Origin of the sequence: Povalibacter uvarum (genome assembly GCF_014202975.1) — a bacterium.
GTDB lineage: Bacteria > Pseudomonadota > Gammaproteobacteria > Steroidobacterales > Steroidobacteraceae > Steroidobacter > Steroidobacter uvarum.
Genome location: NZ_JACHHZ010000002.1, coordinates 423053 through 437844, shown reverse-complemented (window position 1 = coordinate 437844; position 14792 = coordinate 423053). Strand labels below are relative to the sequence as shown.

The 14792-nt window shown below is 62.6% G+C and carries 12 protein-coding genes; all 12 read left to right on the top strand.

The genetic code is table 11. From position 1 onward, the window contains the following. The 12 genes from HNQ60_RS08110 to HNQ60_RS08055 all read left to right on the top strand — a co-directional run bounded on the left by HNQ60_RS08110 (window position 1) and on the right by HNQ60_RS08055 (window position 14753). Complete coding sequence (locus HNQ60_RS08110; protein ID WP_184330540.1) at window positions 1-273, top strand: sarcosine oxidase subunit delta; 273 nt, start codon at window positions 1-3, stop codon at window positions 271-273. Next, window positions 270-3074 carry a 2Fe-2S iron-sulfur cluster-binding protein gene (locus tag HNQ60_RS08105; RefSeq protein WP_184330539.1) on the top strand — a complete coding sequence of 935 codons (2805 nt, stop codon included), beginning with the start codon at window positions 270-272 and terminating at the stop codon, window positions 3072-3074. The genes HNQ60_RS08110 and HNQ60_RS08105 overlap by 4 nt, the downstream gene beginning before the upstream one ends. Further along, window positions 3071-3607 (top strand): methylglutamate dehydrogenase, encoded by a 537-nt coding sequence (locus tag HNQ60_RS08100; protein WP_184330538.1) that lies wholly within the window; start codon window positions 3071-3073, stop codon window positions 3605-3607. Before HNQ60_RS08105 ends, HNQ60_RS08100 begins: the two co-directional genes overlap by 4 nt. Continuing rightward, window positions 3604-4938 (top strand): type III glutamate--ammonia ligase, encoded by a 1335-nt coding sequence (gene glnT / locus HNQ60_RS08095; protein ID WP_184330537.1) that lies wholly within the window; start codon window positions 3604-3606, stop codon window positions 4936-4938. Before HNQ60_RS08100 ends, glnT begins: the two co-directional genes overlap by 4 nt. 76 nt (window positions 4939-5014) lie before the next feature. After that, window positions 5015-5911, top strand: coding sequence for a class II glutamine amidotransferase domain-containing protein (locus HNQ60_RS08090; protein ID WP_184330536.1), 897 nt, complete (start codon window positions 5015-5017; stop codon window positions 5909-5911). Beyond that, a complete protein-coding gene (locus HNQ60_RS08085; protein ID WP_184330535.1) occupies window positions 5899-6642 on the top strand; it encodes a protein glxC in 744 nt (247 codons plus the stop codon). The genes HNQ60_RS08090 and HNQ60_RS08085 overlap by 13 nt, the downstream gene beginning before the upstream one ends. Before the next feature lie 136 nt (window positions 6643-6778). After that, window positions 6779-8140, top strand: a complete 1362-nt coding sequence (locus HNQ60_RS08080; RefSeq protein ID WP_184330534.1) for an FMN-binding glutamate synthase family protein — start codon at window positions 6779-6781, stop codon at window positions 8138-8140. 73 nt (window positions 8141-8213) lie between these two features. Continuing rightward, a complete protein-coding gene (locus HNQ60_RS08075) occupies window positions 8214-8669 on the top strand; it encodes a hypothetical protein (protein ID WP_184330533.1) in 456 nt (151 codons plus the stop codon). Window positions 8670-8795: 126 nt separating this feature from the next. Beyond that, entirely contained in the window at window positions 8796-10907 is a 2112-nt protein-coding gene (locus HNQ60_RS08070; protein ID WP_184330532.1) for a TonB-dependent siderophore receptor, read from the top strand. Between the two features lie 71 nt (window positions 10908-10978). Beyond that, a complete protein-coding gene (locus HNQ60_RS08065) occupies window positions 10979-11935 on the top strand; it encodes a YncE family protein (RefSeq protein ID WP_184330531.1) in 957 nt (318 codons plus the stop codon). Window positions 11936-12087: 152 nt separating this feature from the next. Beyond that, window positions 12088-12555 carry a (2Fe-2S)-binding protein gene (locus HNQ60_RS08060; RefSeq protein ID WP_184330530.1) on the top strand — a complete coding sequence of 156 codons (468 nt, stop codon included), beginning with the start codon at window positions 12088-12090 and terminating at the stop codon, window positions 12553-12555. An 8-nt stretch (window positions 12556-12563) separates the two neighbouring features. Next, window positions 12564-14753: a xanthine dehydrogenase family protein molybdopterin-binding subunit gene (locus tag HNQ60_RS08055; protein ID WP_184330529.1), complete on the top strand. Its 2190-nt coding sequence runs from the start codon at window positions 12564-12566 to the stop codon at window positions 14751-14753. Window positions 14754-14792 lie beyond the last annotated feature (39 nt).

Here is a 14792-nt window from a genome sequence, read left to right as displayed (position 1 = left end):
ATGAAGCAACTACGCTGCCCGTTGAATGGCGTCCGCCCCGTGAGCGAATTCGCTTACGCCGGTGAAGTGCGTGACATGCCCGATCCGGATGCGTGCACGGACCCGCAATGGGCGGACTACGTGTTCAATCGCAGCGGCGTTCCCGGCGTGAAGCGCGAATGGTGGTGCCACATCGCGTCGGGCTACTGGTTCATCGCAGAGCGTGATACGGCGCGTGACGCCGTGATCGACACCTACCCTGTCGAAAAGCTGCGTGAGGTGCATCGAGCATGATGTATCGCCTGCCGCAGCGGGAAGGAGAATGGATCGATCGCACGCGATCGCTTGCCTTCACGTTCGAAGGCGTTCGCTACGAGGGGTTCGCGGGCGACACGATCACTTCTGCGCTCTCGGCAGCAGGTGTGATGATTCTCGGCCGCAGCTTCAAGTATCACCGTCCGCGCGGAATCCTCTCGTTCGCCAATCATGATGTGAACGCGATATTCCAGGTGGGCCCGGTTCCGAACGTACGCGGCGACGTCACGCCGCTGGCGGACGGGATGGAAGTGCTCGCGGTGAACACGGTCGGCGGTCTCCAGTCCGATCGCGCGCAATGGATCGATCGGCTCGGTCGGTTCCTGCCCGTCGGCTTCTACTACAAGGCATTCAACTCCAAGCGGTTCTTTCCTCGCTGGGAAAGGCTGATTCGCAATCTGAGCGGCCTCGGGCAGATCTCCGTGGATGCACCGCGCCTGCAAACACCGAAGCGCTACGCATTCTGCGACGTGCTCGTGATCGGTGGCGGCGTTGCTGGCGAAGCGGCGGCTCGCGCAGCCGCTGCTACAGGCGCCAAGGTGATGCTGGTCGACGAGAGTACGCGAGTGTCGGCGCACTCCGCCGATGGCGTCGATGTGCTGACGAGCTCGTATGTCGCCGGCGTGTACGCCGATCGCTGGGCTGCCGTCATCGAACCGCATCGCATGACCAAGGTGCGCGCAGGCGCAATCGTGTTTGCAACAGGTGCGATCGAACAGCCCATAGCATTCCACAACAACGATCTGCCGGGCATCGTCATGGCTGGCGCAGCACAGCGATTGCTTCAGCGTCACTCGATCGCCGTCGGGCGGAAAGTCCTCGTCGTGACGACGCACCGTGCCGGCTATGAGGCGGCAGTTGCGTTGCTCGACGCAGGCCTGTCGATTGCTCACATTGTCGAGCTCAACTCCACTTCGGTCGCGCCAGATCTCTCGTCACTGCTGATCCAGCGTGGCGTTAAGGTTGTCGTTGGCGACGCTCCCATCGAAGCAGAGAGAAATGCAGAGGGCTGCGTTGCGGCCGTCCATTTCGCGGGCGAACGCATCGACTGTGACGCCGTCCTGATGAGCGGAGGGTGGGCCGCAGCTGCGCAGCTGCTGCTGCAAGCCGGCGGCAAGACTGCATTCGACGACGCGGCGCAGATGCATCTGCCATCCGAGCTGCCAGCCGGATGCTTTGTCTCGGGTGCGATCAATGGGCTCTTCAATGCCGAAGCAGCGTGCATGGAAGGTCGAACGGCCGGCCGCGCTGCCGCAGAATTCGCCTCCGCCACGGTTCCGCCATCTGGGTCATCGATCATCGCTCGCAGCTCATCGCCTGTTGCGCCATCACCGCACCGGCGCCAGGACCCGCGCGGAAAAGACTTCATCGACTTCGACGAAGACCTTCAGGTCAAGGACATCGAGAACGCCATCCACGAAGGATTCGACAGCATCGAACTGCTGAAGCGCTACACCACTGTGGGTATGGGTCCGTCGCAGGGAAAGCATTCGAATCTCAATGCGGCGCGAATTCTCGCCGGCAAACGCGGCCTGTCGATGGACCAGGTGGGGTTGACGACAGCGAGACCGATGTACCACCCGGTGCCGATGAAGCATCTGGCGGGCCGCGGCTTCACGCCGGAACGTGCGACACCGATCGCTCCGCGGCACAGCGACGCCGGCGCCGTATGGATGTTGGCAGGGAACTGGCGCCGGCCCGAGTACTACATGCGTGAAGGCGAGTCACGCGAGCAATGCATCGCGGGTGAAGTGGCTGTCGTTCGCAACAGCGTCGGACTCATCGATGTCGGCACGCTCGGCAAGATCGAGGTCCATGGCCCGGACGCAGGTGCGTTCCTCGATCGCGCCTACGCAGGGCGCTATTCCGATCTCAAGGTGGGGATGACGCGTTACGGCTTGCTGCTGGATGAGGCCGGCACGATCGTCGACGACGGTGTCGTCGCTCGCTTGCACGAGGAAAGCTTCTATTTCACGACCACGACGGGCGGTTCGGCCGGCGTGTATCGCGATCTGCTGCGACTGAATGCGCTCTGGGGATTGAACTGCTCGCTCGTGAACGTCACGGGCCATCGCGCTGCCTTCAATCTCGCGGGCCCGCGCAGTCGCGATCTGCTGAGCGCGATGACGTCCGTGAATCTCAACGACGGCGCGTTCCCATACCTTGGTGTACGTGAAGGCATCGTCGGCGCAGCGAATGCGCGATTGCTGCGAGTCGGGTTCGTCGGCGAGCTCGGCTATGAGATTCACGTGCCGCACTCTCATGCGCAACGCGTCTGGGATGGCCTCGTCGAGCAGGGCCGCAAGTTCGACTTGCGTCTGTTCGGTGTCGAAGCGCAGAGAGTCCTGCGGCTGGAGAAAGGCCACTTCATCATCGGGCAGGACACCGATGGCCTCACCAACCCGTTCGAAGCGCAGGCGGGCTGGGCAGTGCGCATGCAGAAGCCCTTCTTCATCGGTCAGCGCAGCCTACGGTTGCTTGAGCGCCGCGGACCGCGGCAATTGCTCGTCGGGTTCGAGATCGAAAACGCTGTGCCGGCGCTCAAGGAATGCCACCTGGCCATCGACAACGGCGAGATCGCGGGTCGCGTCACGAGCGTCACGTATTCCAACACGCTCGGGAAGACGATCGGCCTCGCGATGATCAAGCCGTCGCTCGCAGTGCTGGGTACGAAGCTTACGTTCCGCGTGACCGATGGGTCGACCGTCACCGCAACGGTGTGCCCGACCCCGTTCTTCGATCACGACAATCAGCGCCAGAAGTTCGGGGTGGCTGCATGAGCGCTACCTTGCAGCAGGTCGTGAATCTCGCGCGCATCGGGTTCAAGGGACCCAATGCGGCGGCATGGCTCGGGGAACAAGGCATCCCACTTCCCGAGCGCGCCAACTCATGGTGCGTGACAGGAGACGATGAGCAGGACATCTGCGTCCGCCTCGGAGCGAGTGAATTTCTGCTGGAGCGAGGCGACGGCAATGCGCTTCGCAAGCTGCAGGCCGAGATCGCCGCTCACATCCCTGGCGTGTATCCGGTCTTGAGAGAAGACTGCGCATTCGTCATCGCTGGCGATGCTGCCGACGATGTCCTCGCGCAGATGTGCAATGTGAATTTCGCTGCCTTGCGTGCGGAAGCGCGCGAGGCTGTGATGACTTTGATGATCGGCGTTGCGGTCACCGTCGTACCGCAGGGCAATGCCGCCCAACGTCGCTATCGACTCTGGTGCGACCCCACCTTCGGCGACTACGTCTGGTCGTCGCTGAACGAGGTCGCCGGGCCTTATCTGATCGATACGAAATCGCCTGGAGGCGCGCGATGAACACGGCGGCAGCAAAAGAGTTCCTGCGCAAGAACGACATCCGGTTCGTACTCGCGCAGTTCGTGGACATTCATGGCGCGGCCAAAGCGAAGGCCGTGCCCGTCGAGCATCTCGACATGGTGCTCACTGATGGCGCGGGTTTCGCTGGCTTCGCGCTGTGGGGATTCGGCATGGGGCCGCACGGTCCCGACTACATGGCCGTAGGTGATCCCGAGACGCTGAGCGTGATTCCCTGGATGCCTGGCTACGCACGGATGGTGTGTAACGGCACCGTCAAGGGCGAGCCCTATCCTTACTGCTCGCGCGTCGCATTGAAGCGGCAGCTCGACAAGCTCGCTGCGCGAGGCATGACGCTTTACACGGGGATCGAACCCGAGTTCATGCTCCTGGCGCGCAGCCCGGAGGGCAAACTGGGGCCGTTCGATGCAACGGACGGCCTCGAAAAACCCTGCTACGACTACAAGGGACTGTCGCGTGCAACGCATTTTCTCGATCAGATGGTGTCGTCGCTGCGGGCCGTCGGCATCGACGTCTATCAGATCGACCACGAGGACGCGAACGGACAGTTCGAAGTGAACTTCACGTACGCGGATGCGCTGAAGAGCGCCGACAACTTTACGTTCGTGAAAATGGCTGCGAGCGAGATCGCGCGCCAGCACGGCATGATCGCGAGCTTCATGCCCAAGCCGTTCTCGAATCGAACGGGCAGCGGCGCTCACTTCCATGTGTCGATCGGCGATGCCAAAACGAAGAATCTCTTCCACGACGCGAGCGACGGCAATGGGCTGTCGCTGTCGAAGATGGGATATCACTTCACCGCCGGCATCCTCCATCACGCTCGCGCGCTGGCAGCGATCTGTGCACCGACGGTGAATTCGTACAAGCGCCTCGTCGTGGGGCGTGCGTTATCGGGCGCAACGTGGGCACCCGCATACATCGCCTACGGTGACAACAATCGCACAGCGTGCGTTCGCATTCCCGGCGGACGCCTCGAGTTCCGATTGCCCGATGCGGGCTGCAATCCCTATCTCGTCAGCGCGGCGTTGCTCGCGGCCGGCCTCGACGGTGTCGATCGCAAGCTCGATCCCGGCAAGCCGAACAACAGGAATCTGTACGAGTACTCGCCCGCCCAACTGGCTGACGATGGCATCGGCCTGCTGCCGCAGAACCTTCTCGAGGCAATCAACGCCCTCGAGAGCGACGAAGTCGTCTGCGGCGCCCTCGGCAGTGAGCTGTCGAAGGAATTCATCACGCTCAAGCGGATGGAGTGGATCGAGTATGCGAGGCACGTTTCTGACTGGGAAACGGGCAGGTATCTGGAGTTTTTCTGAGGCTATGAGCGACGAGCGGCGAGCGATGAGCCGGACGCATTCTGGCTCGCCGCTCACAGCTCTCTTGCGAGGTTCCATGTGCGGCATCGTCGGACTGTTACTCAAAGATCCCGGTCTTCGCCCCCGTCTGGGCGAGCTCATGGTCCCGATGATGATCGGCATGACCGAGCGCGGGCCAGATTCCGCGGGGCTCGCCGTGTTCACTGAGCCGGTGGAGGAGGGGACGTACAAGATCAGTCTCTACACCGGTGAACAGGTCGTCGACTGGAAAGGGTTGTTGCAGAAGCTGAGGATGGCGATCGACGCGAAGTTCGACGTGGTCACATCCGGCAATCACGCGGTGCTTACGAGCACTGCGTCGCCATCCATCGTCGAAGCCTGGATCGCCGAGAAGCTGCCGCAGATCGCGGTGCTCTCGATCGGGCGCAGCATCGATCTCTACAAAGACATCGGCGCGCCGGCGGATATCTGCAAGCGCTACGGCTTTGCGAAGCTGCAGGGAACCCATCTCGTCGGTCACACACGCATGGCGACCGAATCGGCGGTGACACCTGCCCACGCGCATCCTTTTACGGCGGGCCATGATTTCTGCCTGGTGCATAACGGTTCGCTGTCGAATCCGCATCTCGTGCGTCGCAAGCTCGAGCCGCTGGGCATCGAGTTCGAGACCGACAACGACACCGAAGCGGCGTGCCGCTACTTCGAATGGCGCCTGCGCGAAGGCGATGATCTCAAGACAGCAGTGCAGCGCGGCTTCGAAGAGCTCGATGGCTTCTACACATTCCTGATGGGTACGGACGACGAGCTCGCGATCGTTCGTGACGCGTTCGCCTGCAAGCCTGCAATCGTGGCCGAGACCGACGACTACGTGGCGATCGCGTCCGAGTTCCGGTCGCTCGCTCATCTGCCCGGCGTGCACAAGGCCAGATTGTTCGAGCCGAAGCCGCAGGAGGTGTACGCATGGAAAGTGTAACGAAGCAGATCGCGGACTGGCGGCTCGCCACGGGTCGCTTCGGCCAGCGAAAAGTGTTCGACCTCGCGGCCGTCAGCGTGCGCGAGCTCAACCAGTATCTGCACAAGGAGCTGCCGGAGAACTCGTTGCCAACGGTTGTCGTGAACAACCCCGATGGTGCGCACTCGATCGCCGCGGGCATGAACGCGCTGGTCGATATCGAGATCAACGGCCACGTCGGCTACTACGTTGCGGGCATGAACAAGCACGCGCGCATAGTCGTAAACGGCAACGCTGGCCCCGGTGCAGCAGAGAACATGATGTCAGGGCTCGTGCGTGTCCGTGGCTTCGCTTCGACGAGTGCGGGCGCCTCAGCGCGGGGCGGGCTGCTCGTCATCGAAGGCGATGCTTCGCTTCGCTGCGGGATCTCGCTCAAAGGCGCGGACATCGTTGTCGGCGGCAGCGTCGGCAGCTTCTCCGCATTCATGGCTCAGGCCGGCCGCATGGTGATCTGCGACGGCGCGGGCGATGCACTCGGCGATTCTCTCTATGAAGCGGTGATTTATGTTCGCGGCGAAGTGAAATCGCTTGGCGCCGACGCGCAGTTCGAACCGACGACGGATACGGATCGTGCAGTCGTCGCGGAGCTGCTTGCCGTCGCCGGCTTCAAGCACGATCCCAGTGAGTTCAGGCGTGTCGCCTCGGCGCGCAAGCTGTATCACTGGAATGCGGAGGCGGGGCAGGAATACTGAAGGAAGCCGGCTAGCCAACTAGCTGCTAGCCGGCTAGCCAGATCCGGATAGGACTGGCGATCCCATTTTCTTCTGGCTAGCTGCTAGTGGCTAGCCGGCCAACGGCTTCCCGACGGAGTTCCCTGTGTCCGAACGCATGACAATCTCACCGGGGCAGACGCCCTCAGGCCTGTCGCTGGAGTCTTCTTCCACCTTCGACCGCTCCGTCATCGACTACGTGCAGCGGGCGTCGGCGACGGGGTTGTACGAGATCCGCGGTCTCGGCGCGAAGCGCCGACTGCCGCATTTCGACGATCTGGTGTTTCTCGGCGCGTCGTTGTCGCGATATCCGCTCGAAGGGTATCGGGAGAAGTGCTCGACGAAGACGCTGCTGGGGACGCGTTTCGCTACGAAGCCGATCGAGCTTGCGATTCCGATCACCATCGCCGGGATGAGCTTCGGTGCGTTGTCGGCAAACGTGAAGGAAGCGCTCGGTCGGGCGGCAACGGAAATGGGAACGTCGACGACGACGGGCGACGGCGGCATGACGCCGGAAGAGCGGAATTCGTCGAAGACGCTGGTGTATCAGTGCCTGCCGTCGCGCTACGGCTTCGATCCCGATGATGTGCGCCGTGCCGACGCAATCGAGATCGTGATCGGCCAGGGCGCGAAGCCCGGCGGCGGCGGAATGCTGCTCGGACAGAAAGTGAATCCGCGCGTCGCGAAAATGCGCACGCTGCCCGAAGGCGTCGATCAGAGGTCGGCGTCCCGTCATCCCGACTGGACCGGACCCGATGATCTTGCGATCAAGATTCGGGAACTGCGTGAGATCACCGATTGGGAGAAACCGATCTATGTGAAGGTCGGCGCAACGCGCGTCTTCAATGACGTGAAGCTGGCCGTGCATTCCGGTGCGGATGTCGTCGTCGTCGATGGCATGCAGGGCGGCACGGCTGCGACGCAGACTGTCTTCATCGAGCACGTCGGCATTCCGACCCTGGCGGCGCTGCGCCAGGCTGTCGACGCGCTCGAAGACCTCAATATGCGAGGCAAAGTGCAGCTCATCATCTCGGGCGGAATTCGCAGCGGTGCGGACGTTGCGAAGGCGATTGCGATGGGTGCGGACGCCGTGTCGATCGGACAAGGCATTCTGTTCTCGCTCGGGTGCAACAGCCACACCTACGTCCAGGACGGCCGTCATGTCGATGCAGTGAGCGACTATCACGCTCTCGGCACCGCGCCTGGCTTCTGCCATCACTGTCACACGGGCCGCTGCCCCGTCGGTGTGACCACGCAGGATGCGAAGCTCGAACTGCGCCTGCAGCCCGAAGTTGGCGCGAAGCGCGTCCGCAACTATCTCAAGACGCTGAACATGGAGCTGACGACGATCGCGCGGGCGTGCGGCAAGCAGGACGTGCATCACCTCGAACGCGAGGATCTCGTGGCGCTGACCGTCGAAGCTGCGGCGATGGCGAATATTCCTCTCGCGGGAACGAGCTGGGTACCGGGTCGCGTCTGACGTTGGCGGTTGCCTGTGCGGTGGCGGCCCGAGCACAATCCCCGGTTGATCCGACAACAAAAAGGGGAGATGTATGGAAGCTGCCGTAACCGCCACTGCGCCCGCCACGAAGCCGCCGACCTGGTACTGGGTCGTTTCCGTCATTGCACTGCTCTGGATGCTGATCGGCGTGATGGCCTGGACCGCCGATCTCATGACCGATGAGGCGGCGCTTTCGCAGATGAGCGAAGCGCAGCGGCAGCTCTACGAGTCGCGGCCGCAATGGGTTTTCGCGATTTATGCGATTGCGATCTTCAGCGGGCTCGCGGGCGCAATCGGATTGCTGATGCGCAAGTCATGGTCATCGACAGCGTTCGCGATCTCCCTGGTCGCGATCATCGTGCAGTTCGGCTACACCTTCGGTCCGATGAAAGCGGTGCAGGTTCTCGGGGCCGCAGCCGCGGTGCCGTTCCCGCTGGTCATCTTCCTGCTCGGCGTCCTGTGGCTCTGGCTCGCTCGCCACGCGCGGAAGGCGGGCTGGATCAGCTAAATCACCTCGAGTAGTCCTGCCACGCCAATCGGCCCCTTCTTCCACGGGAAGAAGGGGTTACGCTCATTGCACTTGAATCGCAAATAAGAACAATTATCATTCCCGTCTCAGAACGGGAGATTGAACATGCGATCGAGATTGATGGGGTCCGTTGCCGCCCTTGCAGTGGCCGGCGTCGCGATACCGGCTCAGGGTCTGTTGGCAGCAGATGACAATGTGCTCGAAGCCGTGCTGGTGACGGCCAAGCGCGCCGATCGCGTGAGCAAGGGCGCGACCGGTCTCGATCTCGACATCGTGGAGACGCCGCAGTCGATCAGTGTCGTCACGGCCGACCAGATGGAGCGGTTCGGCGCCGATAACATCAACGATGCGCTCCGGCTCGCTACCGGCATCAATGTCGAGGAATGGGAGACCAACCGTACGAACTACATGTCGCGCGGTTTCGAGATCAAGAACACACAGATCGATGGCATCGGCCTGCCCAACGACTGGGGCATCGTGACCGGCGCGATCGATTCGTTCGGTTACGAAAAAATCGAGGTGATCCGCGGCGCCAACGGGTTGCTCACCGGCGTCGGCAATTCCGCCGGCACGATCAACTACGTGCGCAAGCGTCCGACGAACGATACGCAGGGTGGCGTCAGCGCGACGATTGGTTCCTGGGACACGAGGCGCATCGAGGCGGACTACTCGACGCCGTTCACCGAGAGCGGTTCCTGGGCCGGCCGCATCGTGGCCGCCGCGGAGGAAGGCGACTCGTGGCTGCGCGGAAAGCACAACGAACGTACCTATTTCTATGGTGTCGTGGACGGCCAGATCGGCGAGCGAGGCACGCTGACTGTCGGATACTCCCATCAGAAGGCGGACACCGATGGAAACATGTGGGGCGCCCTGGTGTTCAGCTACAAGGACGGCACACAGGCTGAATTCCCGCGCAGCTCTTCGACGACGCAGGACTGGACGTACTGGAACACCGAGCACCAGACTGCGTTCGCAGAGTTCACGTACGCGCTCACCGACGCGTGGGACGCGAAGCTCACTTACAACTACCGCTCGTATGACGACGTCAGCCAGCTCTTCTATGTGCTGACGAACTGGGAAGACCCGGGCCTCAATCCGGACAACACCGGGTTGCTGCCGTGGCCCGGCAGCTGGCCGACCGAAGACGAGTCCAATCTCATCGACCTCACACTCAATGGTGATTTCGATGCCTGGGGGCGCACTCACGAGGCGATCCTCGGTTTGAGCTATTCGCGCAGCCAGGGAACGCAGTTCACGCGGCCTGTGCTCGATTCCGATCCCGCCTGGGCCGCGATTCTTCCCGCGTTTCCCTACGCCGGCGACGTGGTTCCCGAGCCGGTATGGCAGCCGACGATCGTCGACAGCACGATGAATCAGCGTCTGAAGCGCGCCTATGGCGCGACGCGTCTGGAGCTCAGCGACCGGCTCACTGCAATCGGCGGCTTCAACTGGGCCGAATACCATCGCGAAGGCATGCCGAGCGGCGGCGGACGCTTCGATCAGACCGAGAGCGAGCTGAGCCCGTACGCAGGCGTGACCTACCGGATCACCGACAGTTTGCTGGCCTACGCAAGCTACTCGGACATCTACCAGCCGCAGGACCAGGACGACTTCGACGGCAACTACCTCGACCCGTCGAAGGGTGTGAACTACGAAGTCGGCGTCAAAGCTGACTGGTTCGAGAAGCGCTTGCTGACGACGCTCGCGCTGTTCACGGCTGAACAGGAAAATCTTGCGACGTACGGCGGAACGAATCCCGAGACGCAGCAGTACTACTACGTCGGCATGGACGTCGAATCGAAAGGCATCGAGGTCGAAGCCACCGGACGCCCCAACGAATATGTCGACCTCGTCTTCGGCTTCACCGCGCTCAAGCTCGAGGATCCGCAAGGCGCCGAGATCTACACCTGGGTGCCGCGCCGGACCCTCAATTTCAGTCTGGCTTCGAAGCTCCCGAGCTTCCCGGAACTCCAGTTCGGCCTGAATGGTCGCTGGCAGAGCGACATCTGGACCGTTGACAGCACCAATGGCGGTGTTATCCGCCAGGACAGCTACGCAACCTTGAACGCGTTCGCTGCCTGGGATATCACCGCGAACGCTTATGTGCGAGTGAATGCCGACAACATCACCGACGAGAAGTACATCGGCAGCCTGTACCAGGTCGGTTTCTACGCCGCGCCGGCGAATTACTCGGTGACCGTCGGGTACAAGTTCTAACGAGCCGCTCTCGGCACTTGCCGCCGGACACACTCCGGCGGCACAGTCGCTTCCCCCAGGAGGTGACTGACATGAAACGCGTAGTCTTTGTTTTCGCAGCGTCGATCCTGCCCACTCTGGCGCTCGCCGCCCAGTTGCTCGTCCTCAACAAGAGCGACGCGACGCTCTCGTTCATCGATCCCGAGTCCGGCCAGACGAGCGCAACCATTGCGACCGGCGAAGGGCCGCATGAAATCGAGTTGTCCGCTGACGCGAAGATTGCCGTCGTGACGAACTACGGTGCGAGTACGCCCGGCAACAGTCTCTCCGTTGTCGACGTCAACGCGCGCAAGGAACTCGAACGGGTCGATCTCGGCGACCTGCGTCGCCCGCACGGCCTGACCCTGCTCAAGAACAAGATCTACTTCACTGCCGAGCAGGCGCGTCGCGTCGGTCGCTACGATCCGCAGTCGAAACGCGTCGATTGGACATTCGAAACGGCGCAGGAAGGCACGCACATGGTGCTGGCGTCGCGCGATGGCTCGAAGCTGTTCACCACCAACATGGGTTCGAACAACGTGAGCGTGATCGAGCGCGGCGACGACGATCAATGGACTCAGGCGCTCATTGGCGCAGGCGCAGGGCCGGAAGCGCTCGATACATCTCCGGACGGCCGTGAGCTCTGGGTCGCACACTCGCGCGACGGCGGTATCTCGATCATCGAGATCGCGTCGAAGAAGGTCACTCAGACTTTCGACGCGAAAACGAAACGCTCCAATCGACTGAAGTTCACGCCGGATGGCAAGCTCGTCCTGGTGTCGGACCTGAGCGGCGGCGAGCTGGTCGTGATCGACGCGGCAAAGCGAACCGAGCGCGCGCGGATCAAGCTCGGCCGCGTGCCCACCGGCATTCTCATTCCGGACAATCAGCGCGCCTACGTCGCCGTCTCTGGCGACAACCACATTGCCGTCGTCGATCTGCAAGCGCTGCGGGTAACCCGCACGATCCCGACAGGTGGCAGCCCTGACGGAATGGCCCTGGTGCGCTGAGGACAACACGACTGCCGGGTGAATCGACCGGGAACCCTTAGATGCCGGGCCCGGTCGATGTCTGGGCACCGACTCATATTGCGTTCTATTGGATGGCATCCAGACCGGGACTAGTATCCGCCCTGCATTGTTCGTCGCGGAGGCAAACGCTCATGGCCATTGCGCTGCAGATCAACGGCGAAACTCACACCGTCGATACTGAACCGGAAACGCCGCTGCTCTGGGTACTCCGCGACAACATCGGTCTCACCGGCACGAAATTCGGTTGTGGTATCGCTCAGTGCGGTGTGTGCACCGTGCATCTCGACGGCCAGGCCGTGAAGTCCTGCGCCATTCCCGTTTCCGCCGCGGTCGGCCGGCGGATCACGACGATCGAAGGTCTGACTGCGAAAGGGCAGCTGCATCCGGTGCAGGCCGCGTGGATCGAAGCAGGCGTGCCTCAATGTGGCTACTGCCAATCAGGCCAGATCATGGCGGCCGCTGCGCTGCTCGCGCGACGTCGCAATCCCTCGGATCAGGAAATCGACGCCGCGATGTCGGGCAACCTCTGCCGATGCGGAACGTACCTGCGCATCCGTCAGGGCATTCGTCGCGCAGCCGCGCTCATGCAGACTGAGTGAGCGACGCCATGACACAGACAACGATTTCGCGTCGCGCGTTCATCCAGACATCCGTCGCTGCTGGCGGTGGCCTGCTGCTCGGTTTCCATGTGCCCGGGGCAGACGCTGCGAGCGTCGAAGCCCACCCGTGGAAAACGCCCACGGACGGAGTCGAAATCAACGCATGGCTCACGATCGATCGCAATGGCGTCGTGACCGTTCGCGTGCCGCACACGGAGATGGGGCAGGGCGCATTGACGTCGGTCGCGATGATGATCGCGGAAGAGCTGAACGTCGACTGGTCGAAGATCCAGGCGGTGTTCGCCGATCCCAATCGGCATCTGACCCGCGGGCGCGAATACAAAGTGATGACGACGCACGGTTCGCAACTCGTCCGGTTACAGCACCCGCACATCATGCAAGCCGGTGCGTCCGCACGCGAACGTCTCAAAGCCGCAGCGGCGCAGGCCTGGCGCGTCGATCGCTCGGCGGTCGAAGCGAAGCTGGGCGTGCTGAAGTCCGGCAAGCGATCCGGCACCTACGCCGAGTTCGCGACGGCCGCAGCGGCGATCCAGTTGCCGACCGAGCCGGCGATCAAGACGCCGGATCAATGGTGGCTGCTCGGACAATCGAAGCAACGGCTGGACATTCCGAGAAAGGTCGACGGCAGCGCCGCCTTTGCCATCGACACACGCTTGCCGGGCATGGTGTACGCCGCGGTGAAATGCTGTCCTGTGCCATGGGGCAAGCTGAAGAGCTTCAGTTTCGATGCGGTGAAACAGCGCCCGGGTGTCATCGCAGCCATCGAGCTGAAAGCAGTGCCGGGCAAGACTGCCTTCTCGGACATGCAGAATGGTGTCGCGATCGTCGCTGACACCTGGTATCGCGCGAAGACCGCGCTCGATCTCATGCCCATCGAGTGGGACTTCGGACCCGCAGCGCAGTCGAGCACCGAGAGCCAATGGGCCGAGGCTCGCAAGCTTCTCGAACAACCCGGTGAGGTCAGTAACGCGACCGGCGCGAATGCGATCGAGATGATCGGTGCCGGCGGCAAAGTCATCGCCGCGGAGTACCACCGCCCGTGGGAAACGCACGCCCGCATGGAGCCGATCAATGCGACGGTAAGCGTGACGGACAGTCGTGTCGATGTCTGGTCGCCGACGCAGGACCAATCGCTCGCGCTCACGCTGGCGGCCGACCAGACAGGCCGGGATGTGAAAGATGTGTTCGTGCACACAGTCTTTCTCGGTGGCGGCTTCGGCGGCGGCGGTGGTGGCAACACCGCAGTGACTCGCCAGGCGGCGGAGCTTTCGCGCCAGCTCAAGCGTCCCGTGAAGGTCGTCTGGTCGCGGGAAGAGGATATCAATCACGACAAGCAGCGCCCTCCGAACATGACCGCCTTCAAGGCTTTGCTCGGAGATAAAGGCTTGCCCAGCGCGTGGTTCACGCGCTCCGTCTGGTTCACGCAGGACGGCATGCCGCGCATCGGAGCCGCGCATGCGGACTACTCGATCGGCAACATGCCGTACAAAGTGCCGAACCGGCATCACGAGCGACACAACGGCAAGACTCACATTCCCACGGCGACTCATCGCGCGCCCGGCGCGGGACAGCATGGCTTCATGACGGAATCCTTCGTCGATGAAGTCGCGATCGCCGGCGGCTGGAATCCGCTCGACTGGCGGATCGAGATGACGAAGGGAATGGACGACTGGCAACGAGTGCTGCTTACCCTGAAAGAGAAATCTGGTTTCCGCACGGATCTGCCGCGCGGCGAGGGCATGGGTATCGGTATCGTCGAGTCACACGGCTCGATCGCGGCCGCCTGCGCAACTGTCACCGTCTCGCGTCGCGGTGCGTTGCATGTCGAGAAGCTGGTGATCGTGGTCGACAGCGGTCACGTCATCAATCCGCTCGGCGGCATCGAACAATGCGAGGGCAGTGCGGCCTGGGAGTTGTCGCACGCATGGGTCGGTGGTCTCGATCTGAAGGAAGGCCGGTTCACGAACACCAACTTCGACACCTACAACCTGCTGCGAATCGATCAGATGCCGCAGGTCGATGTGCACTTCGCGCTGTCAGGCGGGAGCAAGTGGGGCGGCCTGGGCGAGCCCGCGGGCCCGCCGGTGCCGCCCGCGGTCGCCAACGCCATCTTCTACGCCACAGGTAAACGTATTCGCTCCACACCCTTCCGCAGTCACGACCTGAGCTGGAGTTGAATACAAGCGACGGGGCGGCTGTGTAGGTAAATTGCGACC

Excerpts from the sequence above, each read along its gene's own strand:
- HNQ60_RS08110 (WP_184330540.1), top strand. The coding sequence starts at position 1 with ATGAAGCAACTACGCTGCCCGTTGAATGGCGTCCGCCCCGTGAGCGAA.
- HNQ60_RS08105 (WP_184330539.1), top strand. The coding sequence starts at position 270 with ATGATGTATCGCCTGCCGCAGCGGGAAGGAGAATGGATCGATCGCACG.
- HNQ60_RS08100 (WP_184330538.1), top strand. The coding sequence starts at position 3,071 with ATGAGCGCTACCTTGCAGCAGGTCGTGAATCTCGCGCGCATCGGGTTC.
- glnT (WP_184330537.1), top strand. The coding sequence starts at position 3,604 with ATGAACACGGCGGCAGCAAAAGAGTTCCTGCGCAAGAACGACATCCGG.
- HNQ60_RS08090 (WP_184330536.1), top strand. The coding sequence starts at position 5,015 with ATGTGCGGCATCGTCGGACTGTTACTCAAAGATCCCGGTCTTCGCCCC.
- HNQ60_RS08085 (WP_184330535.1), top strand. The coding sequence starts at position 5,899 with ATGGAAAGTGTAACGAAGCAGATCGCGGACTGGCGGCTCGCCACGGGT.
- HNQ60_RS08080 (WP_184330534.1), top strand. The coding sequence starts at position 6,779 with ATGACAATCTCACCGGGGCAGACGCCCTCAGGCCTGTCGCTGGAGTCT.
- HNQ60_RS08075 (WP_184330533.1), top strand. The coding sequence starts at position 8,214 with ATGGAAGCTGCCGTAACCGCCACTGCGCCCGCCACGAAGCCGCCGACC.
- HNQ60_RS08070 (WP_184330532.1), top strand. The coding sequence starts at position 8,796 with ATGCGATCGAGATTGATGGGGTCCGTTGCCGCCCTTGCAGTGGCCGGC.
- HNQ60_RS08065 (WP_184330531.1), top strand. The coding sequence starts at position 10,979 with ATGAAACGCGTAGTCTTTGTTTTCGCAGCGTCGATCCTGCCCACTCTG.
- HNQ60_RS08060 (WP_184330530.1), top strand. The coding sequence starts at position 12,088 with ATGGCCATTGCGCTGCAGATCAACGGCGAAACTCACACCGTCGATACT.
- HNQ60_RS08055 (WP_184330529.1), top strand. The coding sequence starts at position 12,564 with ATGACACAGACAACGATTTCGCGTCGCGCGTTCATCCAGACATCCGTC.